The 13,186-nt window shown below is 44.9% G+C and carries 5 protein-coding genes; all 5 read left to right on the top strand.

The features are described from left to right. Positions 1-96: 96 nt before the first annotated feature. The 5 genes from DSL64_RS01180 to DSL64_RS01160 are packed head-to-tail and all read left to right on the top strand — an operon-like array spanning position 97 to position 13,169. On the top strand, positions 97-3,273 hold the full coding sequence (locus tag DSL64_RS01180; RefSeq protein WP_115828803.1) for a WD40 repeat domain-containing protein: 3,177 nt from the start codon (positions 97-99) through the stop codon (positions 3,271-3,273). Positions 3,274-3,284: 11 nt separating this feature from the next. Then, positions 3,285-5,945, top strand: coding sequence for a TonB-dependent receptor plug domain-containing protein (locus DSL64_RS01175; protein WP_158547838.1), 2,661 nt, complete (start codon positions 3,285-3,287; stop codon positions 5,943-5,945). A gap of 41 nt (positions 5,946-5,986) precedes the next feature. Further along, on the top strand, positions 5,987-6,541 hold the full coding sequence (locus DSL64_RS01170) for a GNAT family N-acetyltransferase (RefSeq protein ID WP_158547837.1): 555 nt from the start codon (positions 5,987-5,989) through the stop codon (positions 6,539-6,541). Position 6,542: 1 nt separating this feature from the next. Beyond that, positions 6,543-9,383 carry an MFS transporter gene (locus DSL64_RS01165; RefSeq protein WP_115828800.1) on the top strand — a complete coding sequence of 947 codons (2,841 nt, stop codon included), beginning with the start codon at positions 6,543-6,545 and terminating at the stop codon, positions 9,381-9,383. A gap of 30 nt (positions 9,384-9,413) precedes the next feature. After that, positions 9,414-13,169, top strand: coding sequence for a sensor histidine kinase (locus DSL64_RS01160; RefSeq protein WP_115828799.1), 3,756 nt, complete (start codon positions 9,414-9,416; stop codon positions 13,167-13,169). Positions 13,170-13,186: the final 17 nt, after the last annotated feature.

Raw genomic sequence — 13,186 nt, 5'->3', positions numbered from 1 at the left:
TCTTCGTATCTCAAAAAGTGAAATTATTAACAACAGACTGCCACTTTCCGGCAGAGAACGGGTGTCGCAACCCGATGAACAGATTTTAATTTTAGTATGGTCGATATAACTACCCTTTCTAATCCTTTTCCGGGGCTAAGGAGCTACGAGTACGAAGACCATTCGTTATTTTTTGGCAGGGAATCGCATATTCTGGAGTTACGAAAAAAACTCCTGGATGCGCGCTTTCTTGCCTTAATCGGTTCATCGGGAAGTGGCAAATCCTCTTTGATCAAGGCGGGGCTCATTCCTTCTTTGGAAAATGCAAGGCAGGTGAGAGAGGACTGGAAAGTGATTGTTTTCCGTCCGGGTGGCAATCCGGTCAAGAGTCTGGTGAACGCTCTGAAAGTAAATCTTCGGAAAGAAGATAATGACTGGGAAAACAGAGATATTGAAAAAACAGCACAATTGCTTCTTTCAGATCCTAAAGCAATTTTTAATCTGCTGTCTGTGATCAGGGATAGGAAAATTCTGCTGGTAATTGATCAGTTTGAAGAAATCTTCCGCTTCGAATTCAGTACCAATACAAGCAAAGACAAACTGCAGAGCCCGGCATTTATTAATCTTTTACTTACACTGATCAACCAGCGTGAGTTGCCTATTCACGTAGTCATTACAATGCGGTCAGACTATCTGGACCATTGTACTGAGTTTAAAGGGCTTACAGAGGTGATCAACAGGGGCTATTATCTGCTTCCGAAAATGAATCAGGATGAGATTCGAAAAGTGATTGTCAATCCTGTTGAAACCTATGGCGCAACAATTGAACCTGAACTGGTTACGACGCTTTTACAGAAGTTGTCCGAAAACCCTGACTTTCTGCCCATACTTCAGCATGTATTGATGCGGATGTGGGACCGCTGGAAGCTTACTCAGGCTCCCACAACACCTATTTCGCTGGTTGAGTATCAGGCAATAGGAGAAATGGAGCAATCCATTACACAACACGCTGAAGAAATTTTCACGCAAAGGCTCGACGAGAAACGCCGAATAGCGGCTGAGAAATTATTCAAGACACTGATTGTGCTCGGACCGAGTGATACCTCGTCCCTGCATCCCACATCACTTCGTGAAATCGAAAAAATCTCCGGGGTTCCAGACTATCTTCTGGTGGATGTAGTGCTGGTATTCCGGGAAAATGGCGTATCCTTTCTTACACCGCGCCCCGGTATCAAAATCGATGCAGATTCTATTATTGATGTTGCTGTTGAAAAGGTGCTTACACTTTGGGACAGGTCCAGAATATGGATTGAAGAGGAACTGGAATCTGCCAAGTTATACAAGCAATTAAGTTATTCTGCTTTTCTGTATCAGGATGGGCGCACCGGGCTTTGGGTTAACCCTGAACTGCAGGTGGGTTTGAAATGGATGAAAGAAAGTGAGCCGACCATCGAATGGGCGCAGCGGTATGATCCGTTTTTTGAAAGGGCAATTAACTTTCTGGATTACAGCAAAAAACAATACGAACAGGAGGTTCAGTATAAAGAAGACCGCCAGCGGAGAGAACTTCGTAAAGCCCGCACATTCGCCACTGTTCTGGGTGTGAGTTCGCTTGTGTCTCTGCTGTTTCTGATTGTCGCCATGGTACTCAGAACACAAGCCGAGCAAAGCGAAAAAACTGCTTTGGATAAAGAGAGTCTGGCATTGACAGAACGGAAACGTGCAGAGGATCAGACAAAAGAGGCCATAGCACAGAAAAAGATTGCTGAACAACAGGGCATTATCGCCGAACAGCAAAAGATATTAACCGAAGAGCAAAAAACGATAGCTGTTCGCGAACAGGAGAAGGCCGTAAATGAAAGTATTGCTGCAAAAGCCGCAAGGAAACTGGCTGAGGAACAAAAAATAGAAGCCGATAATGCGCGCAGGATTGCGGTACAATCTCAGAAAGAAACGGAAGTTCAAAAAGAGTTTGCCGTCTCGGCTCAAAAAGAGTCTGACAGGCAGAAAGTGAATGCGCAAAGAGCGCAGAAAGAAGCTGAAAGTTCGAGGAACGATGCATTGCGCCAGCGTTCCAAAGCAATAGCGCGGTTCATTGCCATTCAATCCAATCAAATGCCTGCTGGTGATGAGTTGTCGGCGCTTTTGGCATTGAGGGCATATGATTTCAATATCAAAAACGGTGGCGAAAAGGACAACCCGGAAGTATATGTAGCTCTTTCGAAAGCTGCAGGAGCCAATGCAACCCTTCAGGGACACAACGATATTGTAAGGGTGGTGGCAGAGCCCGCAAAACCGGGCAGTGCTCTTTTTGCGAGTGCCGGTGACGACGGCGTTCTTAATCTTTGGAATTACACAGCTGCTTCAGGCAGGCCTGTACCTTTGAAAAATCCCAAGCAAACCTTTAGGAGTATCCGTTCGATACTTTTCACGCCCGATAACAATGCCGTTTTTGTGGGAACATCCAACGGACAGATCGTGAGATGGGATAATCTCACACCCGGCAGCCTGCCTACCAAAACCCTTATAGCGCATGATGGGATGGTGATCAATATGCTGATCCGTAATCAGGGTGGCAAGCTAGTGCTGATATCAACGAGTTCGACCGGGCAGATAAGACTTTGGGATGTGTCGGACAAAAAATTGGAAGTGCTCAAAAATGTTAGTCTGAATACGGATTTATCCTGTGTGGAGCCCAGCCCGGATGGAAAGTATCTTTTCCTGGCAACCGGCAAGGAGCAGATCCTTCGCATCGAAACAGCCGATATAACCAAAAAACCTTTCAGCTACGACTTTGGCAGGATCAACGGACGCATTGCTACAATGGCTTTCACACCCGATGAATCACAGCTGTTTTTAGGTAGCTCTTCAGGAACACTTTATTCGGTCAAAGTGAGATCCGGTGAGCCGGTGATTGCTACTCTGACAGGTATCCGTGGCACTCATACTTCCGGAATCACGGGAATCGCATTTAATCCTGATGGTAGCCGCATAGCTACTTCCGGTTTCGATTCGAAGATCAAAATATGGAATGTCGAAGAAGACCTTTCCAAACAGCAGCCTGTAGTGCTCAGCGATTTTAACTCGTGGGTGATGGATCTGAGGTTTACGCAGGATGGCAAAAAACTGCTGGCTTCCGGAGCGGACAAGACAGTTCGTATCTGGGATATTAATTCGGCTTCCTTGTTCAACGAAGTGGCCAAAAAAGTAGCCAGGGATTTAACCGAAGAAGAATGGGATAAATATATAGGGAAAGATATCCCGTATGAGAAATTATCACGCAGCGTAAGATGAAAAACTTGACGATGAAAAACACAGTAATCTTTTTGGTTTGCCTGATCCCGCTGCTTGCTACAGCGAAGGTTTGGGCGCAAACGGATTGCGACGCTTCCGTGATTATTCCTGAAGCCGATAGAAAATACCGAAATGGAAATTTTGATGAAGTATTTGAAATTCTGAATCCTTGTTTGAAAACACGTTTCTCTGCGAATGCTCAGGTGCAGGGATATAAGATTGTTGCGATGAGTTATCTGGCACTCGACTCGCTGCCACAAGCTGCTGCTGCTGTGCGAAGTTTGCTGATGGTTAACCAGAATTACGAACCTGAATTTTCGGCTTCTGCACAGTTTAAAGAGCTTGTAATTCAGCAAAAGGATTTGCAGGAACGGATCATTCAGATCACCTCGGTTTCTAAAAAAGCTGAAAACCTGCAACAGGTGCCTGCAACTGTAACGGTTCTTACCAAAGATGATATTATCAAACGAGGTTACCGGGATCTTACGCAAATGCTGAGCGACCTGCCCGGATTTGACGTGATACGTGGCAACGGGCCGGGTTATGTGGTTGTATATCAGAGGGGTTATAGATCTACAGGCAATGATCGCACGATTCTTCTGGTGGATGGCGTAGAGGAAAATGACCTCTCTTCGGACAATATCCAGTTTTCAAGACAATATGCACTGTCCGACATTGAAAGGGTGGAAGTGATCTATGGCCCGGCGTCAACCATGTACGGTGCCAACGCTTTTGTGGGAGTGATCAATCTGGTGACAGTCAAACATATGGAAAAGGCCATGCCGGAGGGCAAAAAGGTTGATATCTCCGGAAATGGCAGTATTCGCTACGCATCCTTAAGAACCGGTCTGGTGGATGGAAGTGTTACAGCCAGAACAAAAGATATTGCAGTAACCGTTACAGGGCGTTACTTCCGTTCGGATGAGCTTGATCTTTCTGTTTACCCTGAGTGGAACTACGATGCAAGACAGCCCGGCGACTACCTGAAAACTGCTCAGAATATAACTGGCAAGGCGGCCAATGGTCAGTATCTGGCTCAGCAATATATTGATGCAAATCAGCTTACTACGCGTTTCCCAAACAGTAATTTGTATGCGGTTAAACTGGCTGAAGATGGGCGGGCGTCAGAAATCTCGCTGACAGAAGCCGGACGGGAAAAGGCAGCCCAGCTTGATAATACGTATTTGTTTAATGCAGATATCAAGGGGAATCCGGTGCAGTATAACGATGCAAGTCGTAACTGGCTTTTCAGAACGAAGATTGAGTTGAAGGATTTTACAATATCACTCTTGAACTGGAAACTGGATGAAGGTGCCGCACCCTGGTATACCAATAAGTCCAGGATTGTAACAAAGGATTTGTCGAGATGGGTGACATTAAACCGTGCGCTGTCGCTGAACTACAACAAGTTTATCAACGACAACCTTCAGTTCATCAACCTTACTTCTTACCGCTTGCATGAGCTGAAAGGCGAGACAAACCTTGCAGGGTATACAGGCTATTACAATAATGGATTGCGGCTGCTCGACTTGCTTAACGAAAAGGCTCCAACTTATTCAATACCTTATTATTACCGTGTTTCTACACAGCTTCGTAACGAAACCAGGCTTCTGTGGACGCCTGTTCCTAATCTGGACATTAACAGCGGGCTGGAATTACGAAACAGTAACATTCAGGGCAATTACATCACTTCTTTTACTGAGATTCCCGACGAGACCGGCAGGATTGACTCTACGCTCGCAGGAGGTGATAATTTCAGGGTTTTTGATCTGGGGATATTTTCGCAAGCGACCTACAGTATTGCAGAGAGGTTGAAAGTAGTTGCAGGTGGGCGTCTTGATTACAACAGAATCCGGAGCAGTGGCGGTTATGGAGCCGTTTTTAACCCGCGTCTGGCTGTTATTTACTACAAAAAGAACCTGGTCTTCAAAGGGATTTATGCTGAAGCATTCAAGGACGCTTCATACCTTCAGAAATATGCAACCAATTCCGGACGCCTGCTCAATAATCCGACGTTGCGGCCCGAAAGAGTTAAGAATCTCGAATTGAGTTTACTGGTTAAAGTTGGAAAGGGTTTCTCTGTAAATCTGGTCGGTTATCATGCCAACTATAGCAACACAGTTGGGTTGGCTCAGGCACCTTCTCCTACTGGCAGCGGAACAACGACTCAATTTCAGGCGCTGGGTAAACAGCGGATTAACGGGCTGCAGGCCGAGGCCAAATATGATAACAAGATGTTCAGTCTGTGGAGCAACTTCACCTACACGAGCCCGATGGATTTAAGTAAGGAGGCTGGTAAAAAGGTACGGGTGAGCGATATAGCCGACTGGATGATGAACATCGGTGGCGTGATGACGATCAGCAAAAACCTGAGCCTCAGTGTAACTAATAACTATGTGAGCGCCAGAAAAACAGGGCTGACTACATCTGGAAGCAGTAATCCGGCGAGCAGCTTTCCGGCCATTTATCTACTCAACTCAGCCCTGACCTATAACAATTTGGTGAAAGGTCTCAGTCTACAGTTGCAGGCATCCAACATTTTTAACAATGAATATTTTGTGCCGGGAACAAGGGCTGCGGAAGGCGTTGCCAATGCGTCCCGGTTTCCACAGGAAAGAAGAACCCTCACGATTGCATTGTTATTTGATACTAATCTGAAGTTAAACAAATGATGAACTCATTGTACGACACTGCTCATTCAACGTTTGAAAGCATGAACCCCCCGACTATTATTGGTGAAAAAGAATTTGAGCTGATCAAGGTGAGCTATCCTGAGCACATGGATGAAATCGGAACCCTGAGAATCAGTTCATGGAAAAATGAACGCGGAATTAATACCGAATTTTTTGCTCAGGAAAAATGGGTGGACGATCTGGATAAAGATTCCCATCACTGGATCGTGATCCATCAGGGACACATCGTAGCCTCAGCCAGAATGAGCTTTCACTATTCGTATCACAGCATTCCCTATACCAGTGCGGCTTATGAAAGTCTGTTCGATTTGTATGGCGGCTTACCGATTGCTTCTATCAACAGACTTGTGGTGGATCCCGAAAGCCGCGGACACGGTCTTGCCAGATTACTTGATGAAACCAGAGTGAATTTTGCTATTGAAAATGGTGCCAGAATGATCACTGCTCAGCCGCTGGAAGGAAGGGTTGCAGCATTAAAGAAGCTGGATTTTACAATGATCGAGCAAATCGTGTCACCTTTTCAGATTCCCGGACGGGAGATTTTTTATATGATTAAAAAACTGGCTGAATACTAGTATGAGTTTCAACGACAGTATATTAAAAGCCTTAAAGGTTAAGCAGGGTGAACAGAATCTTGTTTTCCTGCTGATCGCCTACTCCTTTTTTATGGGAGGAGCTATGGCTGTGTTTTACACTGTGGTTGTTTCGTCGTTTCTGATTCATTTTACAGGTTCAGTTCTGCCCGAAGCTTACATTGCCGGCGGGGTACTCGTGTATGCAACAGGGATATTGATCACCCGTCTTCAGAAGAAAATTTCTTCTGAGAAACTGGGTGAAGGAGCACTGTTTTTGCTGATTATATCCATTGTCGGTATAGTGGTGTTTTACCATCTTACCGGAAACAGTTGGGCATTTTTCGCGCTTTTCATCTGGAACCGGTTTTTCGTACTTGTCAATGGCGTTACGTTCTGGGCAATTGTTGCAAAGCTTTTTAATATGCAGCAATCCAAGCGTCTTTCCGGACTGATCAATACAGGAGAAGTGATCTCTTCGGTGCTTGCCTATTTGTCAATGCCGCTGATTATCAAGTTTGTCAATCCGGATTCACTGCTGTTTTTGGTGGTAGGCCTGTTGATCATATGTGACATTTTTATTCGTCGCATACACCGCCGTTATCTTCAGAATCCTTCGCCGGAGCATCAGGAGAAAGAAGCAGAGACACAAGTAGACAAGCATGAGGAACGTATCAGCAAGCCTTATTACCGCAACATATTCATTCTGGCTCTTTTGCCGGTTTTTGGTTTGTTTTATGTAGAGTACATCTTCTTTACCGAGTCGAGAATTATTTTTCCTGACAAAGAATCACTGGCCAGCTTTCTTGCCATCTTTTTCGGGATTTGTTCAATCATCGAATTTTTTATTAAAACCTTCCTGTATAATCGCCTGCTGACCAAATACGGTATGCGTATCGGAATCATCATGCTTCCGGTAAGTCTGGCGTTCAGTTTTATTCTGGCAGTGGTTTATGGTTTAAGCAGTGGTACTTCTGCTATCTTTTTTGCCTGTATCGTACTTGCCCGTTTCTTTTTGAGTGCAGTACGTAAAGCCATCAGCGATCCTGTGTATCAGATGCTTTATCAACCGATCCCGGCTGTTTTCCGCTTGCAGGTACAGGCAAGGATCGAAGGAAGAGCCAAGGCTGTAGGAGGGCTTATTGCGGGGATTTTTCTGCTGGTGCTCCGTGGCTTAGCCATTATTGACGATCTCGTGCTTTCCGGTATTTTTCTTGTGATTACTTTATACTGGATTTTTGTGGCAGTGAAAGGTCAGGGAGCATATAAAAAGATTGTGCGTGACAGGGTTTTTGCCTTTCCTCAAAAAACGGTATTCAAAGCGACCGTAAAGGAATCAACTGTTGAGCAGCCTGCCTACGAGCGGTTTTCTGATCTTATCACTTCGTCCAGCGAATCGGACCGGTATCTGGCAGCATCAAGCCTGCGACAATCCAGGCGGTTTATGTCATACAAATTCCTGATTCCGCTTTTGCAGGATAGAGATCCGCATGTTCGGGAGGCAGCCATTGTTGCATCGGGAGATCTGAAAAGGAAGGAACTCTGGCCCTATCTGTTTGAACAGCTTGACCAGGATAGATTTTACGCACTCGCTTCGCAGGCCCTGGTCAAATCCGGAACTCCGCTTTTGAAACAAGTCGAAAAATTGTTTGCCAGCCGTACAGAGAACAAGCAGTTTCAGATCAAGCTTCTTGAAATTGTAAAATCGATAGCCGGGGTTGAGGGCATCAGGTTTTTGCGGAAGAATATGTCCAATCCGAACCGGTTGATCAAGGAGAAGGTACTGTTCTCACTGAGAGATTTGGGCTACAGTGCCACAGTTACGGAGCAGCAGTTCTTTCTGCAGGAATTTGAGGATTATATGAGTACTTACGCATGGGCGCTGGCAGTACAGAATGATCTGAGCCACGATTATGCCGACTACAGTCAGTTGATGGTATCGCTGGAGCGGGAAAAGGATCAAATCATACAAAAGGCGTTTATCGTGCTGGAGGTGCTGTATGGCTCAAAATTTAATGTGATTAGTTTAATTAACAGTGATCAGAAAGAGGATGTGCGGGATTATTTGATTGAGATAGCGGATCTGCTGCTTCCTGAAGATGTAAAAAATAAACTGTTGCCCTTTCTGGAAAGCACCACTCCCGACGAAATGCTGGGCCGTTATCGTCTGATTTTTCCGCAAAACAGACTGACCACGGAAGATCGTTTGAAGGATATTATTAACAAAGATTATACGAGAATCTCACGCTGGGCCAAGTCCATTGCATTACTTGAATTAAAGCACTTTAACGTGGACAGTGTTACAGCTGTATTGGTGTCCAATGTTGTATCGACATCCAGAGTAATGTCTGAAGCCGCCTGCTACATACTCAGGATTGTAAATCCTAAGCGCTTCTTCACGTTGCTACGGGTTGTTAGCGAACAAAACGATGTTTTTCACAAAACAATCATGGAATCTTTGGATCTGCTTTCACGTGAACAGGAATTGCTGATCAGTAAACTTCACAGGCTGCACAGGCTGGATCCGCTTAGTGAACTCGGTCATGAGGACTTACAAAGAATCTTTCTTGGTTCAACCTACTTTAACATAGAAAATGGTGGTATAACCGACCTGCGGAAATTTACTGGTGAAAAGGACGTGACACTTATAGTCACGCAGGGCAGCCTGGTATTCTCAGGACATCATATTGCAGCAGGAGAAATATGGGATATTACGGAACATGAAAATGATGGCATCGTGATGATTCCCAATGTGTCTGATGATTCCGAATTCTATATCACAGATAGTTACATTCTAAAAGATCTTTCCATTGAAATGCAGACCAGACCGTCAGTTACGGCCTGATAACAGGGGCAATTTGATACCATTTGTAAAATGAAATTTAATAAACTGATACTGCTGAAAGTGATTGTGTACTGCACCGCTCTGATTGCGCCGGCGGTTACAGCACAACCCATTCTTTCCCGGGATAAGGAAATGGGGCATCCTTTGTCGAAGGTGTATGTCCCGGCAGATTACAACGCGCATGGGCAAAACTTTTCGATTACTCAGGATCGGTCAGGCGTGATTTATCTGGCCAATTTTGCAGGCGTACTCGAGTACGATGGCGTGAACTGGAGGACGATTCTGACAGAGAATATCAGCCGGGTTTCTTCTCTGTTAACAGATCAAAAAGGACGGGTGCTTGTCGGCGCCAACGGAGAGTTTGGCTATCTGGGCTATGATTCTGTGGGTGTGCATAAGTTTGTGAGTTTATCACGGCTGATCAAACAAAAGATAGGACCCATTACGCAAATTCTTGAAATGAAAGATAGGATTTATTTCATCTCTGCGGATGCATGGTATATCTGGGATGGTAAAAAGGTGCGTATACAAAAAAACAATTTTCAGACATCCACTGCTTTTAAACTAAACGATAAAGTAATTGTTTACAGCCGGAATCTGGGGCTGATTAACGTGGATGGCACAACGCTTACCCAGATAAGCAAAGCGCAGGACGTACCCGTGCTGCTGGATGTAGTGGCCTTGATTCCACTCAACGATGCAGGAGCCTTGGTTGTAACGACCAACCAGGGTATTTTCAAATTGGTTAACGACAGACTGCAAATACTTGGGGGCGATGCCAATGCACAACTTATTACCAATAAAGCTACTTACGCTATCCGGCTTGCAGATGGGAGTATTGCTGTTAGTATGCTAACAGGTGGCTTATTGGTGCTATCGAAGGAGGGAAATCTTTTATATCCGTTGTTGTCAGGTGGCGTGATTCAGGACAGTCAGGTTAGTTTTCTTTTCACTGATCGTGATGGATATCTCTGGCTCGCACTCAACGACGGGATCGGGAAAATGAATGTGCCTTCTCCGATTTCACGCTACGATGCCACGAATGGGTTGAAGGGAGAAGTAACCTCAGTTACACGCTTTAACGGAAAGTTGTATGTAGGGACATTGTATGGCTTGTACTACATCGAAAATAACAGAGTTAAGCAGGTTGAAAGTTTTAAAGGCAGTGTTTTGGCTTTTGAAAAAACAGCTGATGCTCTGCTGGTTGCTACCAGCCGTGGAGTTGTACGTTGGAGTCTAGGTGGGGGCAGTCGGCATATATCCAGTGATTTCTCTCTTTCTGTAAGTATTTCGGAATCAAATCCCGATAAAGCCTATGCAGGATTGCAAAATGGGCTGGAAGAAATCACCAAAACAGCGGGTGGATGGGCAGTTTCGAAAGTGAAGGGTATTGACGATCAGGTGGTGGGGATAAAGGAAGAAGGAAATCAGCTTTGGCTGGAGACGTTGTCGAGTGGAATTTTAAAGTGGGACAGGCAAAGTGGTAAGATCAAAAGATATACAGAGAAAGAGGGATTAAAAAGCCAGCTATACAATAAGATTTCGGGATATGGTACCAACCTGATCGTAGCGGACAAAGATGGGATTTTTGTATATAAACCCGAAAGCGACCGGTTTGAACCCTACAATATTCTGAATAAAAAAAGTGATGTTACCAACTCCTGGTACGATCAGCTGATCGAAGATGGTGAGCATAATATATGGGCGACACGCGGCGATAAGCGGGAGATTGCCTTTTTTAAAAATGTGGGTGGCTCAACACCTTCATTTACAAAGATTCAGCAACCATTCATGCCAGTTTCAGGTATTTCATTTCAGGTTTTGTACCCTGATCAGGACGAGGTACTTTGGGCCGGGGGAGATCAGGGGCTGTACAGGATTGATCTGAAAGTAAAGAGGAATTACACGCATAAATATCCAACACTGATCCGTGAGCTTTCAACTTCAACCGGGAAACTAACAAATGGTGGAGTCATTTTTCCTGATTCATCCAATGGAAGAAAGCAGCCGGCAATCGTTATCGATAATGACAAAAACAGCGTTGCTATCGAGTATGCACTACCCAGTTATCACGTCAATCAGGAAGTAGAATATCAGATTTTTCTTGAAAATTTTGACAAGAACTGGTCTGAGTGGAGTGAGCTTACACATAAGGAGTATTCCGGTTTAAGACCCGGGAAATATAATTTTAAAGTACGTGGAAGGGATATCTACGGTAATATTTCACAGGAGGCGATTGTTCCCATTACGATCCGGACGCCCTGGTTTTTTACCTGGTGGATGGGTCTGGTTTATATCAGCGTGTTCTCCTTCATGGTCTATTACGCGGTGCGGTGGCGACTCAGAGCTGTGATCCGCGAAAAGCAGGGACTGGAAAACCTGATCAGGGAGCGGACAGAGGAAGTGGTCAATCAAAAAGAAGAGCTCGAAAAACAATCGGAAGAATTGTCATCTACCAACGATCAACTGGAAAGAATAGATGATCTGGTAAAGTCGATCAACGGAGAGGTCAATACAGGAAAGCTTTTTCAAATGGTTTTGGAACGCCTTTGTCTTTTCCAGAATGTGGACAGCGCCTGCGCACTTATACACAACCGTTCATCGGATTCGTACCAGTTTCTGGCCATGGCAGGAACTGTAGATCCGGCGAGTGTGGAAGATGTCAGGCTCACCTATGACCAGGCAGCTCAGAGGTACGTAGAAAACGGGGTTGAGGTATACGAAGACATTTTTCTGAAGAACAATTTCAGGTACGAAAACCTGAATAATTCGATTGATGACATTTATGCGCCCAAATCGCTGATTACGATTTTAATACGGGTGGAAGGAAGCGTCAAAAGTTTTATTACCCTTGAAAACATGGACTACGAGAATGCTTTCCATGAACGTGATTTTCACATGGTCAAAAATTTAAAGGAGCATCTGATCGGAGCATATATTAAAACCAATATTCTCGAAAACCTGGAAAATACGCTCAGCAACCTTAAGTCCACTCAGGAGGAGCTTATCCGTCAGGAGCGTCTTGCATCTGTGGGGCAGTTGACCAAGGGAATTGTGGACAGGATACTGAATCCGCTGAACTACATCAATAATTTCTCGATGTCGTCGGGGTTGATACTGAAAGAAATTACGGAAGTTACTGACAAACACCATGAGGCGTTTTCGGAGGACGACCGGGATGATCTGGACAGTGGCCTGGATATGCTGAAGAAAAATCTGGAGAAGATATATGAGCACGGTAACAGCACTACCCGTATCGTGAAGGATATGCAGAAATTACTTAAAGGCAAATCGACGGAATTCCTGGTTACCGAGTTGAACCCTTTTCTCGAAACCAAGGCAAGGTCTGCAGTGCAGGAGGTGATGAATGAGTACAAAGGAGCTTCGGTAAAACTCACGTTGGAGCTTGATAGTGAGGCCGCCAAGGTAAGTCTGCTGCCGTATGAATTTTCGCAGGTATTGGTTAACCTGATCAGCAACGCCTGTTATACAGTTATTGAAAAAACGAAGCTTGTCAAGGATTTTGAACCTGAAGTGAAAGTGATTTCGAATTTATGTGATTTCGGTGTACGGGTTGCCGTCCGGGATAATGGCAGGGGAATTCCGGTAAAAGAGACGGAGCAACTTTTCAATCCATTTTTCACCACAAAGCCTACTTCAAAGGGAACGGGTCTGGGCTTGTATATGAGCAAGGACATTATAGAATTTCATAAAGGCCGCATGTCTGCAGACTCGAAGGAGGGCGAGTTTACCCAGATTAATATTTTCCTTCCTATTGTCGGCTAACCACCCGAATGACCAAT

It is taken from the genome of Dyadobacter luteus (assembly GCF_003383615.1).
Lineage (GTDB): Bacteria > Bacteroidota > Bacteroidia > Cytophagales > Spirosomataceae > Dyadobacter > Dyadobacter luteus.
The sequence above is the reverse complement of the archived record's forward strand: the minus strand, read 5'-3'. Positions and strand labels throughout refer to the sequence as shown.